The 13,042-nt window shown below is 69.3% G+C and carries 12 protein-coding genes; 9 read left to right on the top strand and 3 right to left on the bottom strand.

Translation table 11 applies throughout. The annotated features are described in order from the left end of the window. Window positions 1-509: 509 nt before the first annotated feature. On the top strand, window positions 510-2,192 hold the full coding sequence (locus PPSIR1_RS23840) for a vWA domain-containing protein (RefSeq protein ID WP_006973728.1): 1,683 nt from the start codon (window positions 510-512) through the stop codon (window positions 2,190-2,192). Window positions 2,193-2,420: 228 nt separating this feature from the next. On the opposite strand, the gene PPSIR1_RS23835 is transcribed toward PPSIR1_RS23840, so the two are convergent. Then, a complete protein-coding gene (locus PPSIR1_RS23835) occupies window positions 2,421-2,903 on the bottom strand; it encodes a hypothetical protein (protein ID WP_045116636.1) in 483 nt (160 codons plus the stop codon). A 72-nt stretch (window positions 2,904-2,975) separates the two neighbouring features. Here PPSIR1_RS23835 and PPSIR1_RS23830 point away from each other — a divergent pair, with 72 nt between their 5' ends. Beyond that, window positions 2,976-4,091: an NAD(P)/FAD-dependent oxidoreductase gene (locus PPSIR1_RS23830; RefSeq protein WP_006973726.1), complete on the top strand. Its 1,116-nt coding sequence runs from the start codon at window positions 2,976-2,978 to the stop codon at window positions 4,089-4,091. Window positions 4,092-4,286: 195 nt separating this feature from the next. Here the strand turns inward: PPSIR1_RS23830 and PPSIR1_RS23825 are convergent, their stop codons facing one another. Beyond that, the gene (locus tag PPSIR1_RS23825) at window positions 4,287-5,078 is read right to left on the bottom strand and encodes a Stp1/IreP family PP2C-type Ser/Thr phosphatase (RefSeq protein WP_006973725.1); all 792 of its coding nucleotides are present in this window, start codon (window positions 5,076-5,078) and stop codon (window positions 4,287-4,289) included. Window positions 5,079-5,266: 188 nt separating this feature from the next. Between PPSIR1_RS23825 and PPSIR1_RS48230 the strand changes: the two genes are divergently transcribed. Further along, window positions 5,267-7,090 (top strand): J domain-containing protein, encoded by a 1,824-nt coding sequence (locus tag PPSIR1_RS48230; protein WP_157595902.1) that lies wholly within the window; start codon window positions 5,267-5,269, stop codon window positions 7,088-7,090. On the opposite strand, the gene PPSIR1_RS23815 is transcribed toward PPSIR1_RS48230, so the two are convergent. After that, window positions 7,091-7,543 (bottom strand): hypothetical protein, encoded by a 453-nt coding sequence (locus PPSIR1_RS23815; protein WP_006973723.1) that lies wholly within the window; start codon window positions 7,541-7,543, stop codon window positions 7,091-7,093. It lies immediately after the preceding gene. A 113-nt stretch (window positions 7,544-7,656) separates the two neighbouring features. Here PPSIR1_RS23815 and PPSIR1_RS43635 point away from each other — a divergent pair, with 113 nt between their 5' ends. From PPSIR1_RS43635 to PPSIR1_RS23785, 6 genes are all read left to right on the top strand, one after another. Then, on the top strand, window positions 7,657-8,643 hold the full coding sequence (locus PPSIR1_RS43635; protein WP_157595901.1) for a spermidine synthase: 987 nt from the start codon (window positions 7,657-7,659) through the stop codon (window positions 8,641-8,643). Window positions 8,644-8,771: 128 nt separating this feature from the next. Beyond that, complete coding sequence (locus PPSIR1_RS23805; RefSeq protein WP_006973721.1) at window positions 8,772-9,299, top strand: FixH family protein; 528 nt, start codon at window positions 8,772-8,774, stop codon at window positions 9,297-9,299. A 5-nt stretch (window positions 9,300-9,304) separates the two neighbouring features. Beyond that, window positions 9,305-9,760, top strand: a complete 456-nt coding sequence (locus PPSIR1_RS23800; protein ID WP_006973720.1) for a c-type cytochrome domain-containing protein — start codon at window positions 9,305-9,307, stop codon at window positions 9,758-9,760. Then, window positions 9,757-11,256: a multiheme c-type cytochrome gene (locus PPSIR1_RS23795; protein ID WP_006973719.1), complete on the top strand. Its 1,500-nt coding sequence runs from the start codon at window positions 9,757-9,759 to the stop codon at window positions 11,254-11,256. Before PPSIR1_RS23800 ends, PPSIR1_RS23795 begins: the two co-directional genes overlap by 4 nt. 7 nt (window positions 11,257-11,263) lie before the next feature. Beyond that, window positions 11,264-12,058 carry an MBL fold metallo-hydrolase gene (locus tag PPSIR1_RS23790; protein ID WP_006973718.1) on the top strand — a complete coding sequence of 265 codons (795 nt, stop codon included), beginning with the start codon at window positions 11,264-11,266 and terminating at the stop codon, window positions 12,056-12,058. A gap of 116 nt (window positions 12,059-12,174) precedes the next feature. Then, window positions 12,175-13,038 (top strand): hypothetical protein, encoded by an 864-nt coding sequence (locus PPSIR1_RS23785; protein ID WP_006973717.1) that lies wholly within the window; start codon window positions 12,175-12,177, stop codon window positions 13,036-13,038. Window positions 13,039-13,042: the final 4 nt, after the last annotated feature.

The raw sequence follows: 13,042 nt of genomic DNA, 5'->3' as shown, positions 1-13,042 counted from the left end.
AAGAACCAGGCTGGTCTTCACCCCCGCCAAAGCAATCCTCCCCGTCGCCCCGACCTCGAGCCGAAGCGAGCGAAGCGAGCGTAGGTGGAGGAAACGCGCGCAGAGAGCGAAGCGAACGAGCACGATTCCTCGTCGGGGCGAGCGTTTTCGAGGGCCTCCCGATAGAACCTCTTGGGGAAAAATAGCCAGCTCTCCAACCCGGGAAGCATGCAGCAGTGTTCGTAGAACCCCGCCGCATGCAGCAGTGTTCGTAGAACCCCACCGCATGCAGCAGTGGCCGGAGAACCCCGCCGCATGCAGCAGTGGCGGGAGAACCCCACCACACACGCCCAGGTTCATCGACCCCTGCCGCACGCAGCCCGGACTCGAGCACCCCCAGCAAAACCGCGCACCTCGCAAAACCAGCCCTCCGAGCCCAAAAACAGCAGTTTTCCAATTGTCGTGATCGGTTCACTCCCACCGAGGCACATCCGAGGCAGACCCCCCTTTTGAACTCAGAGACTTCTGCCATGCGACGCTTGACCCAGCACACCCTCTTGTCCCTCCCCCTGCTCCTCGCCAGCGCTGGCTTGGTGGCCTGTTCCGACGACTCGAGCGGCGAAGACGAGTCGAACATCGGCTCGGACGGGACCGGCGGCGGCGCCGATGACTTCGGCGAGGAGGGCGAGGAGGGCGACGAGCTCGGCTCCGACGGGGAGACCGGGACGGGCGGCGACACGACCGGCGATGACGGCTGGGGCGAGGACGAGGGCACGGACGGTGGCGACGCGACGGACGGTGGCGAGCTCGACACGGGCGAGGAGGGTGAGGAAGAGGAGTCCACCTCCGAGGAGGAGACGGACACCACCGAGACCGGTGACCCGATGTGCGACGAGGAGACGCCCATCACCCTCTACCTCAGCCCCGACGACAGCAACTCGATGTCCTCGCCGGTGCAGGTCCGCGACTGGGTGCTCAACTACGGCGGCAACAGCCTGTCGGGCTTCCCGATCCGCACCTGGGAGTTCATGAACTACTACGGCTTCGACTACGACCCCGCCGCGGACGGCGAGCTGTCGGTCTACGCGGCGATGAACCCGATCGAGGGCGAGGGCGACGAGGCCCGCTTCCAGATGCAGATCGGCGTGGCCTCGGAGCTGATGACGCCCGAGGAGCGGCCGCCCATGAACGTGACCCTGGTGCTCGACACCTCGGGCTCCATGGCGGGCACGCCCATCGAGCTGCTGCGCGAGACGAGCCGGGCGATCGCCGCCCAGCTCAAGCTCGGCGACACCGTCTCGATCTGCGAGTGGGACACCTCGAACGACTGGACCCTGGCGGGCTACGCGGTCACCGGCCCCAACGACGAGCTGCTGCTCGAGAAGATCAACGACGTCGTCCACGGCGGCGGCACGAACCTCTACGGGGGACTGGAGTCGGGCTACGAGCTGGCCCAGATGGTCTACGACCCCGACGCCATCAACCGCCTGGTGCTGATCTCCGACGGCGGCGCGAACGCGGGCATCACCGACTTGGACCTCATCGCCGAGAACGCGGCCTACGGCGGCTCGGACGGCATCTACCTCGTCGGCGTCGGCGTCGACGACCCCGACGACTACAACGACGAGCTGATGGACGCGGTCACCGACGCGGGCAAGGGCGCCTCGGTGTTCATGCCCTCCGAGGAGGAGGTCTGGACGACCTTCGGCGACAACTTCGAGTCGGTCATGGCCATCGCCGCCCGCGAGGTCCAGGTCCAGCTCGACATGCCCCCGGGCTTCGAGGTGGTCAAGTTCAGCGGCGAGGAGATCAGCGGCGACCCCAAGGAGGTCGAGCCCCAGAACCTCGCGCCCAACGACACCATGGTCTTCTACCAGCAGGTCGAGACCTGCGCCCCGGACCTGGCCGGTGAGGACGCCGAGGTGACCGTGACGGTGACCTGGGACGACCCGTGGACCTTCGAGTCCCAGGAGCTCGCGCAGACCTGGACCATCGGCGAGCTGACCGGCATGGACCAGGCCCTGCTGCTCAAGGGCGCGGCCATCCTCGCCTACACCGACGCCCTCAAGGCCTTCAAGCAGGCCTACACCAACGACCAGAAGGCGGCCGCGCTCCAGCCGGCCCTCGACGCCCTGGCCCTGGCTCAGACCGCCAACGACACCGACGGCGACCTCATCGAGATCGGCCAGATCCTCGGCGCCCTGATGAACTGACCAGCGCTCAACCACGAAAAAGAGGGACCCACGTGGGTCCCTCTTTTTCGTTCAGAGAGTTTGCCGGGAGATCGTCATCCCCATTTTGGGGTCTTCATCTCCGTCAGATGACGCCCCCTTCAGGGGGCGAGCACATGCGGTCTGAGGGGGCACGAACCCCATCGCCTTACAGCCAAAGAGGAGGAGCGGAGCGACGGAGCGTCCCCGGTTCTCGATGGCTGTGGGGGCCTAACTGTCGGACTTGTTGGGCTCTTGGTACCAAGCCAGGGGCTCGATGCGCTCCATCAGCCCGTCGAGCTCGACCTTGACGCCCTTGTCCGAGAAGAACAGGTCGTTGCTCGCCAGGGGGTTGCGGCGCTGGGCGATGAACAGGATCGGCTCGGCCTTGCGGGTGTAGCCGAGCTGCACGATGGCGTTGACGAGCCAGCGGCCGCCGCCGTCGAAGGTCATCTCCTTGAGCAGGCGGTAGAAGCCCTCGTGGGGGAGCTTGACCAGGGTGTCGCCCCAGTTCAGCGAGGCCGAGGGGATCTTGATCCCCGGCATCTGGAACTGCCACTGGTTGTTGCGGTTGGAGACCGGCTTGAGCACGGAGGCGGGCGCGAACTCGCCGTCGGTGCGGATCAAGACGAGCTCCCCGGGGCCGATCTCGGCCTCGTTGCCCGGAAGGTACTTGGTGGTCTGGTAGATGCCCGGCTTGTACTCGAAGGCCATGGAGCGGCGACCGTACCCGAGGATCGGCCGGGGATCCACGCCCGAAGCGGCGGACGTGAGTACACTCGGCTCATGCCCTCCGTGTCGGCGCCCGACTGTGCCATCGCCATCATCGGCGCGGGGGTGGTCGGCTGTGCGATCGCCTGGAGCCTGGCCGAGCGGGGCTGCGGGCCGATCTACGTGCTCGAGGCCGAGGCCGGGGAGGGGCGGGGGATCTCCAGCCGAAACAGTCAGGTGGTCCACGCGGGGCTCTACTACTCGCCGGGCTCGCGCAAGGCCCTGAGCTGCGTCGAGGGCATGCGCGCGCTGTGGCGCTGGGTCGCCGAGCGTGGGGTGGCCCATCGGCGGACGGGGAAGCTGGTGGTCGCGACCCGGTCCGAGCTCGAAGGGCAGCTCGAGGTGTTGGCGGACAACGCGGGGCGCTCGGGGGCCGTGGTCGAGGCGATCAGCCTGGCCCGGGCCCGGGAGCTCGAGCCCCACCTGCCCAGCACGATCACCGCCGCGCTGTGGTCGCCCTGGTCGGGCATCGTCGACGCCCACGGCCTGGTCCGCTCGCTGATCGTCGCCGCCGAGGGTACGGGCCGGGCGGAGCTGCTGTGCTCCACCCGAGTCGACAGGGTCGAAGCAGTCCGCGGGGGCTTTCGCCTGCAGACCTCGCGGGGCCCCCTCGTCGCCGAGCGGCTGATCAACGCCGCGGGCTTCGGCGCTCCGGCGCTGGCTCGGGAGCTCGGCATCGAGCGCACGCTCTACCCCGCCCGCGGCGACTACTTTCGCCTGCGCCGACACCCGGCCTGGGGGCGGCTGATCTACCCGGTCAAGGAGCCTGGCAGCCCTTCGCTGGGCGTGCACCTGACCCTCGAGTTGGACGGTCGCTGCCGCCTGGGCCCGGACCTCGAGTGGCTCGACCCCGACGCGCCGATCGACTACGACCCCGCCCGCGGGGAGGCGAAGGCGGCCGCGTTCCTGGGCGCGGCGCGGCGCTTGCTGGGCCCCGAGCACGTCGACGACGACGCCCTCGTCTACGACGGCTGCGGGGTGCGGCCCAAGCTCGTCGGCCCGGGCGAGCCCCTCGCCGACTTCGAGATCCTCGAGTCCCCGGCCGGCGCGTGGCACCTGCTGGGCATCGAATCCCCGGGACTGACGGCGGCCCTGGCCCTGGCCCGGGAGGTGGCCGAGGCGACTCTTTAGCCGTCGTGGGCGACGCCACGCCCTCCCTGCCCCACGCCCACGACTCAGAGACTGTCAACGAGTCCACGCCCCCGCTTGCGGGGGCGACCACGAGCCTTCTCCAAGGCACGAACTGCATTGCCCACCAAGCCAAAGCGGAGGAGCGGAGCGACGAAGCGCCCCCGGTCCCGGCCGGCTGTGGGGGCAAAACAGCACTCAGCCCTGGAGCACGTGGGCCATCAGCACGCTGATGTTGTCCTTGCCGCCGGCCGCGTTGGCGGCGTCGATCAGCGCCATGCAGGCCCCGTCGAGCCGCTTCTTCCGCTTCTCGACGATCGCCAGGATCTCGTCGTCCTCGAGCATGTCGTTGAGGCCGTCGGAGCACAGCAGGTAGATGTCCTCGAGCTGGTACTCCTCGACGACCACGTCGACGTAGACCGACTCCGCCAGGCCCAGGGCGCGGACCACCACGTTGCGGTGGGGGAAGTTGGCGATCTCCTCGGGGCTCATGTCCTTCATCCGCTTCCAGTCGTTGAGCAAGGAGTGGTCCTCGGTCATCAGCTGGATGGTGCCGTTGCGGATGCGGTACACGCGGCTGTCGCCGACGTGGCCGATGTAGAAGCGGCCCTGGTCAAAAAAGATCGCCTCGACGGTGCAGCCCATGCCGCTCTTTTCGGCGTCCGCTGCGGCCGTGTCGAAGATCTCGGAGTTCGCCAGCTTGATCGCCGTCGTCATCCGGTTCTTCTGGAGCTCGAGGGAGGGCGCGCGGAACGGCCAGGTGCGCGCGGTCTCCTCGGCGGTGCGCTTGTAGAACTCGCCGATCACGTCGACGGTGATCTGGCTGGCGACTTCTCCGCAGGCGTGGCCGCCCATGCCGTCGGAGACCACGCCCAGGGGCAGCTCGTCCGGGATGAGCACGTTGTCTTCGTTGTGCGAGCGGACTCGACCCACGTCGGTCTTGCCGGCAAAGCGAACGCGGTCGCGACCTACGGCGAAGCTGATGCTCACGGAGTCTGAGCCTCCATCCCGGCAACGGTAGCAGGGCGCGCCACACCACTCCAGCGGTGATGGTGCGAAACGCCCGCGCTTCGCAGCAGGCGCGAGTGCGCGGCGGGGTGCCGCGTAGTTCGGGTCGCAGCTCGGGTAGGGGGAGAGAGGGCCCGCGGGGACACGGGGCCGTGCTAATCTGGCCAAGAATGGCCGCGGAGGCAGGAAGTTCGCGCACGATCCAGCTCGATCCCCTCGCCGGAGGCTACTCCTTCGCACGCCTGTTGTTTGCCCTGCTCCGCCAGCGCTTCACGGGCACGGTGACCCTCCACCAGGCGAGCCCCGCGGGGGAGCGCCGGGTGTGGCTGCGCGGCGGCATGCCCGTGTTCACGGACTGGAACCGGATGGAGGACGCGCTGGGCAACGTGATGCTCGAGCGCGGGGACATCGACGCGGGCACCCTCGAGGTCGGGCTGGTCTCGATCCACAACAACGAGAGCTTGCTCGGCGAGGTCCTGCTCGAGGGCGACTTCATCGACGAGGCCACGCGCACCGAGGCCCTGCGCGTGCAGTGCATACGCAAGCTGACGGCGATGTTCGCCGCGGACGCCTTCTCGCCCGCGGAGGCCAAGGTCGAGGCCGCCGAGCATGACTTGGGCAAGGGCGACGAGCTCGCGCCGGTCAACGTGCTCGCGCTGGTCTGGACCGGGGTGCAGGCCCACTACGACGAGGAGCGGCTGCGGCGAGAGCTCGGCGACGCGATCGGCGGAGACCTGGTCGCGACCAAGGCCCTGGTCCGCTACGAGCGACAGTTTGGCTTCTCGGCCCCCGACGGCCCGACCCTCGCCGCCCTCGGCCGGGGCGTGACCCTCGAAGGCATGATCCGCCCCGGGGTCGACACGACCCGGGTGTTGCAGCTGATCTTCACCCTGATCACCTGCCAGATGCTGCGCGTCGGCGACGACGCGATCCAGGCCATCGCCAGCGGGTCCACGGCCGTCGCCGCGGGCCACGAGCTCGGCGTCAACCTGGGCAGCCAGAGCACCGGCAAGGCGCCGGCCAAGGCCAAGGCCAAGGCGAGCGCGAAGCCGCCGGTCAAGGCCAAGCCGAAGGCGAGCGCGAAGCCGCCTCCGCCGCCCAAGGCCAAGCCAAAGCCGAAGGCGGCCGCGAAGCCGAAGGCGGCCGCGAAGCCGAAGGCGGCCGCGAAGCCGAAGGCGGCCGCGAAGCCCAAGGCGGCCGCGAAGCCCAAGGCGCCGAGCGCCGAGGACCAGAAGTTCGAGGCCGATCTCGCCGCCCTCGAGGCCAAGGTCGCCAGGGAGGTCCACGCCTTCGAGCTGTTCGGCCTCGAGCTCGACGCCGGCCGCAAGGACATCCGCAAGGTGTGGGCCGAGCTGAGCAAGACCTTCCACCCCGACGCCCTCGAGGGCCTGGGCCGGGCGCACCTGCGGCCCCGGGTCGAGCCCGTGTTCGCGGCGCTGTCCGAGGCCTACGGGGTCCTGGGCAACAAGGACAGCCGGGCGAAGCTGCTCGAGACCCTCGAGGTCGGGGGCACGGGCAAGGTCGGCGAGGACACCAACTCGATCGTGCGCAACGCCTTCGAGGCCGAGGTCAAGGCCCGCGACGCCGACAAGCTGCTGCGCGGCAAGAAGTACGTCGCCGCCCGCGACCTGTTCGCCGAGGCCCACGGCCTGAGCCCCCAAGACAGCGACATCGAGGCCGCCTTCTACTACACCAACTTCCTCGCCGGCGATCGCGACGTCGACGCGCAGACGACCATCACCAAGCTCCAAAAGGTCATCGAGGTCGCGCCGGCCTGCGCCCGCGCCCACTACTTCAAGGGCATGCTGCACGTGCGTCTCGACCAGTACGGCCCGGCGAAGATGTGCTTCTCGAAGACCCAGGAGCTCGACCCGCGCAACATCGACGCGCAGCGTCAGCTCCGGGCGATCAAGATCAAGGACCGCGAGGCCAAGGCGAAGGCCAAGGAAGAGGCCAAGGGCGGCTTCCTGGGCAGCTTGTTCGGCAAGAAGTGACTAGCGCCGGCGCTGGGCCGGCAGCGCCGCGATCACGGACAGGGCGAGGAGCAGCAGCAAGACCACGGCGAGGGCGGCGTGGTGGACCAGGCTCAGCTGCGAGGCCTCGGCGATGCGGTCCAGCGGGCGCATGGCGACGAGGTCGACCCGGCCCCAGCGGCCGTGGAGCTCGGGCAAGAGCACGAGGCGGTCGCAAGCGGCGATGCCCGCGGCGAGCAGGGCCAGGCTGGAGGCGACGCGGTGGCGCAGCCAGGGCTGGGCGAGGGCCGCGAGGATCACGGTCGCGCCGATCGTCAGCTCGGCAGCGCGCAGGGTCAGGGGCTCGGCCAGGGCCCGCGCCAGGTTGGCGTCGACCAGGGCCGTGTTGCCGGCCACGAGCGGGACCAGGATCAGCTGACCGACGAGGATCGCACCGAGGGCCAGGCCCAGGCTGGCGATGCCTGCGGCGCCCAAGGCCGTGGAGGCCGCGCGGGTCGCCTTCGTTGCTGCGCTCGTCGTCGATGGCACTCCCCAAACAAGCCAGGACCGGGGCCGCGAGGCAATTTTTTGGCTGTTATGCTGCCCTCATGTCCTCGACGCGCTGGACCCGTCGCCGCTGGCTCGGCACTTCCTTGACAGGCCTGGGCTCCGGCCTCGCGCTCGCGGGCGCGGGTGTCCTCGCGGGCTGGCCCCGGGGGGCCTGGGGCGCCGAGGAGGAGCTGCTCGAGCAGACGACCTCCGAATACAACGAGATCATGGTCACCCGGCGCGGCTCCGTGCTGACCATGTACTTCGTCGTCGACGGCACCCGCTACATCGAGTCGCGCAAGGACCTCGACTTCCCCAGCAGCCTCGACCTCGACTACTCGCGCACGATGATGGCGGGCTTTTTGGTCAACCCCAAGCCCAAGCGCTTCATGATGATGGGCCTGGGCGGCGGGCAGATCAGCAACTACCTGTTCGAGCGCTTCCCGGGCCTGGAGATCGACGCCGTCGACATCGACCCGGAGGTGGTCCGCCTGGCCCGCAAGTACTTCGGCGTGCCCGACCACCCCAACTACCGGACCCACGTCAGCGACGGGCGGCTGTTCATCGAGGAGGCCGAGCAGCCCTGGGACCAGATCATGCTCGACGCCTTCCGCGGCGTGTTCGTGCCCTACCACCTCAAGACCCGCGAGGCCTACCAGGCCTGCCTCGACAAGCTGTCGCCTGGCGGGGTCGTGGTGGCCAACTTGCACAACCTCACGCGCATGTACCCCCACGACCGCAACACCCTCGCGGCGGTGTTCCCCCAGCGCTACTCCTTCGTGTCCGAGAGCGGCAACCAGACCACCTTCGTGGCCTCGGCGTCGGAGCAGCGCGTGGGCACGTTCGAGATCCGGTCCAACGCCCGGACCGTGGCCGAGAACTTCGACTTCGACGTGATGGGGCTGAGCGCGCGCTATTACATGCGCTCGGACTGGGACCCGAAGGCCTCGGTGTTGACCGACGACTTCAAGCCTGGGGACCTGGAGTCGGCGGCCCAGCGGCACAATACGACCTGCATCGCGGGCTGCGCCTACCCGGCGAACTAGCTCAAAGCTCGACCCACGACACCGCGGCTGGCATCCGATAACGGAGGGAGCGCCGCGCATGTTTCGGGCGAGGGGGTGCGGCGCTCGGTCGCACTCGCGCGCCGCCGAGCTTGTGGCAAGCTCTGGCCATGCGCTTCACCTCGCTTCGCCTGTTCGAGCTCGCCATCCCCCTGGCCATCGCCGCGCTCGTGCCCCTGTCTGCTTGTGACGGCGACTCGGGCGACGACGAGGCCGCAGACGATCACGCGGACCACTCGGACCACGCGGATCACGGCGAGACCGAGGCGGAGGGGTGCGAGAGCGAGGACCGCGACGACGAGTTCGCCGTGGGCCTGAGCAAGTCCGGGGACGTCGTCTCGGCGACCTTCGTGTCCTCCGACCCGGCGCCGCCGCACAAGGGCGACAACACCTGGGTCCTCGACTTCACCGACCTGGGCGGGCAGCCCATGGCGGGCCTGACCATGACCGCCGTGCCGATGATGCCCGACCACGGCCACGGCACCCCCGTCAACGCCGTGGTGACCGAGACCGAGACCCCCGGGCGCTACGAGGTCACGCCGGTCAACCTGTTCATGACCGGCCTGTGGGAGGTGACCTTCGAGATCACCACCGACGGCGGCACCGACTCGCTGATGTTCGCCTTTTGCGTCGAGTGAGCCCCATGCCCTTCGCGCTGCGCCGGGCCTGCTTCAGCGTCGCGATCGCCCTCGCGGCCCTCGCCTGCGTCGACGACACCGACGAGGCCGGGGACGACGAGGCGGGTGAGCTCGCGTGCGTCGAGTACGACGTCGAGGGCTGCACGCCATTGTTCTCTGCGAGCTACGACCAGGTCTGGTCTCAGACCCTGGAGGGGTGCGCGGGCGGCTCGGCTTGCCACGCGCAGGACGGCTCGGGCGGGGCCTTCGACGGGATGACCTTCACCGACGCGCAGGCGAGCTACGACCACCTCACGGCCGGCGCGCTGGTGATCCCGGGCGACGCGCAGTGCTCCCCGCTGTTCATCCGCCTGGCCACGGACGACCCCGCGCTGCGCATGCCGCCGGGATCGAGCAACATCGACGACGGCGCGCTGTGTAGCATTGCGACGTGGATCGACGAGGGCGCAGCGCAACCGTGACGAGGCTCGAGCGGAGCGCGTTGGTGCTCGGCGCCCTCGGGGCTCTCGGGGCTCTCGGGTTTGGGACCCTCGCCTGCAACGCGCCGCCGGACGCCGAGCCCGGCTACGACCTCGAGGCGCTCCAGGACCCGGCGACCTGCGAGGAGTGCCACCCCACCCACTACCGCGAGTGGCTGGGCAGCATGCACGCCTACGCCGCGGAGGACCCGGTGTTTCGGGCCATGAACGCCAAGGGCCAGCGCGACACCAAGGGCGAGCTCGGAGACTTCTGCGTCAAGTGCCACGCGCCCATGGCCGTCGAGCTCGGGCTCACCGAGGACGGCCTCAACCTCGACGAGGTGCCGCAGAAGCTCCAGGGCGTGACCTGCTACTTTTGCCATCAGGTCGAGGCGGTCGAGGGCACGCACAACAACCCGCTGCGCCTGGCCATGGACGGGGTCATGCGCGGGAGCATCTCCGACGCCCTCGCGCCCGAGGTCCACGGCGTCGAGGCGAGCCCGCTGTTCAACCGCGACCGCGTCGCGTCCTCGGACCTGTGCGGCAGCTGCCACGACATCGTCACCCCCGGCGGGGCGCACATCGAGCGCACCTACCACGAGTGGCTCGAGAGCTTCTACGGCGACCCGGACCCCGACGACCTGAGCAAGCCCGCGCTGTGGGGCCTGAGCTGCAACGACTGCCACATGGACAAGTCCGTCGGGCCCATCGCCGACTACCCCGGGGTGCCGGGCGACCGCAGCGTGCACAGCCACATGTTCGTGGGCACGGACGTGGCGCTGACGGACTTCCCCGACGCCGAGCTCGGGCCGCAGCTGCGCGCCGAGCAGCTCGAGGCCATCGAAGACCAACGCAAGACCTCGCTGTGCGCCACGCTGTGCGTGCGCGAGCAGACCCCGGGCGAGGGCGACGGGTTGATCTCGGTGTGGCTGCACAACGAGGCGGCCGGGCACGCGTGGCCCAGCGGCTCGACCCCCGACCGCCGCGCGTGGCTCGAGCTCGTCGGCAGCGTCGGCGAGGAGCTCGTGTTCAGCACTGGAGTCGTCGGCGAGGGCTCGGCCATCGCCGAGCTCGACGACCCCAACCTGTGGCTGCTCCGCGATCGCATCTTCGACGCCGAGGGGGCCGAGACCCACGACTTTTGGGCGGCCTACAGCTACGAGTCCGAGCTGCTCCCGGCGCCGGCCGTGTTCGGCTCGACCGGCGACGCGGCGACCTGGCGCTCGCGGCAGTTCAGCGCCGAGGCCCTGCCCGAGCGCGTCGAGATGCGCGTGCAGCTGCGGCCCGTCGGCCTCGAGATCCTCGCCGAGCTGGTCGACAGCGGCGACCTCGACCCGGCCATCGCCGACGCCATGGCCACCTACACCGTCGAGCCGAGCGTGCTGACCTGGACCCCCGAGCTCGGCGAGGTCAACGAGGACCCCGAGGTGGCCGAGGCCTACGGGACCTGCGTCAGCTCCTCGCCGGGCTGCGTCACCCCCGAGCTGCAGGGTCTGTGAACGCGCCATGAAGCTGCGCAAGCTCGACGACTATCAATCCTGGCTGCTCGAGTTCGAGGACGACGCGGGCGCGCCCGTGCGCGTGTTGATGGATCCCTGGCTCAGCGAGCGCTACGTCGCGGGCGGGGCCTGGCTGCTCAGCCGCAGCCACGGCGCGCCGTGGATCGGCCTCGACGAGCTCGACGTCGCGAGCCTCGACTACGTGCTGCTCTCGGCCCACTTCGCCGACCACCTCGACCCCGAGACCCTCGGGGCCTTGCCGGAGCAGCTGCCGATCCTCGCCACGCCCTTCGCCGCCAAGCTCTTGCGTCGCCGGGGCCACGCCAGCGTCGAGGCCCTGCGCCTCGGGGAGCCGCGGAGCCTCGCCCCTGGCGTGGAGCTGCTCCCGGTCCAGCCCGGCTGGCCCTACCGCCACAACTCCATGGGCTACTGCATTCACGAGCACCGCAGCGGCCGGCGGGTCTACGTCGAGACCCACGTGACCCACAAGAGGCGTCTGCCGCAGCTGCGCGCGGGCGGGCCCGTGGACGTGGCCGTGCTGCCGGTGGAGTCCGTGCGCTTGCTGGGGTTGCCGATCGTCATGGGCGGGGCGCGGAGCCTCGAAGCCGTGACTGCCCTCGAGCCGCGCTGGGTGCTGCCCACGGGCCTCGAACCCCAGAACACTCGGGGCTTGCTCGGGGCGTTACTGAGCACGGCCGGGAGCGCTCGCGACTTTGCTGATCGACTACGCGAGAGCGAGTCGAATGTGGAATTCGTCGAGCTCGAACCGGGTGCCAGCTTCACCGTGCCGGCGCGGGTTTAGGCCCCTGCAGCGCGGGTTCGCATTTGCGCGAGCGGCTGGTACCTTGCGCCGGCATGAGCGAGAGCCCTCCAAAATCCCGCGCTGCCCGTCGTCGTGAGAAGCTCCGCGACGAGGGCGTGAATCGTGAATTCCTGGTCGACAAGGCCGTCGACTTCGTCCTCATCTTCGTCGGCCTCTACGCCGCGACGGCGGTCCAGGGCCTGCAAGACAAGCGGGCCGAGCGCGACGAGTACGTGTCGATGCTCAAGGACTTCAAGCGCGAGCTGACGACCAACCTCGAGCAGGAGTCCTCGATCGTCAAGGATCTGGGCCCGATCACCGTCGACCAGGATCCGCCCGAGATCGGGGGCATGCGCGACACCTTCGACGCTTACTTCAAGGAGCTCCACGAGGACGAGGACATCGTCCACTGCCTCCACTCGGAGTTCACGGTCGAGGGCGGCCTCGACGAGGCGGGCAGGGCCAAGTGCCACGAGCTCTACTCGACCTTCCTCCACCACCACGAGCAGCCCGACGCCAACTTCGACTTCACGCCCGTGGTGCTCACGCCCTTTTACCGCTACGAGGTCTGGCAGATGTACCTCGCCAACGGCGTGCGCATCTTCCAGAACAAGGAGCTGGCTGTGAAGATCGGCGAGATCTACAACAACGCGCGGCTCATCGAGAAGCAGGTCGCCGAGATCGAGTCGGTCTACAACGACCAGTTCATGAAGCAGGTCGGCAAGACCGCGGCCACGGACCTCCAGCTCGCCGAGCTCGTCGAGGACGAGGAGGCGGAGCACGGCCTCTCGCCCCAGCGCAAGCAGCTGCTCGACCGCGTCGAGGAGCACATCAAGGACGAGCACTACGAGGTCAAGGAGATCAAGCTCGTGCTCGAGATGAACGTCGAGCGGATGAAGTCGACGGTCCTGCTGATGCGCGGGGAGATCGAGGCGGTCCAGGCCGAGATCGACGCCGAGCTGGCGGCGGTCGAGCGCTAGCCGT

The organism is Plesiocystis pacifica SIR-1 (assembly GCF_000170895.1).
In the GTDB taxonomy this organism is placed as follows: domain Bacteria; phylum Myxococcota_A; class Polyangia; order Nannocystales; family Nannocystaceae; genus Plesiocystis; species Plesiocystis pacifica.
The sequence above is the reverse complement of the archived record's forward strand: the minus strand, read 5'-3'. Positions and strand labels throughout refer to the sequence as shown.

What these genes read in the sequence shown, in the direction of transcription:
- PPSIR1_RS23840 (WP_006973728.1), top strand. Translation starts at nt 510, where the DNA reads ATGCGACGCTTGACCCAGCACACCCTCTTGTCCCTCCCCCTGCTCCTC.
- PPSIR1_RS23805 (WP_006973721.1), top strand. Translation starts at nt 8,772, where the DNA reads ATGCGCTTCACCTCGCTTCGCCTGTTCGAGCTCGCCATCCCCCTGGCC.
- PPSIR1_RS43635 (WP_157595901.1), top strand. Translation starts at nt 7,657, where the DNA reads ATGTCCTCGACGCGCTGGACCCGTCGCCGCTGGCTCGGCACTTCCTTG.
- PPSIR1_RS48230 (WP_157595902.1), top strand. Translation starts at nt 5,267, where the DNA reads ATGGCCGCGGAGGCAGGAAGTTCGCGCACGATCCAGCTCGATCCCCTC.
- PPSIR1_RS23800 (WP_006973720.1), top strand. Translation starts at nt 9,305, where the DNA reads ATGCCCTTCGCGCTGCGCCGGGCCTGCTTCAGCGTCGCGATCGCCCTC.
- PPSIR1_RS23790 (WP_006973718.1), top strand. Translation starts at nt 11,264, where the DNA reads ATGAAGCTGCGCAAGCTCGACGACTATCAATCCTGGCTGCTCGAGTTC.
- PPSIR1_RS23835 (WP_045116636.1), bottom strand. Translation starts at nt 2,903, where the DNA reads ATGGCCTTCGAGTACAAGCCGGGCATCTACCAGACCACCAAGTACCTT.
- PPSIR1_RS23830 (WP_006973726.1), top strand. Translation starts at nt 2,976, where the DNA reads ATGCCCTCCGTGTCGGCGCCCGACTGTGCCATCGCCATCATCGGCGCG.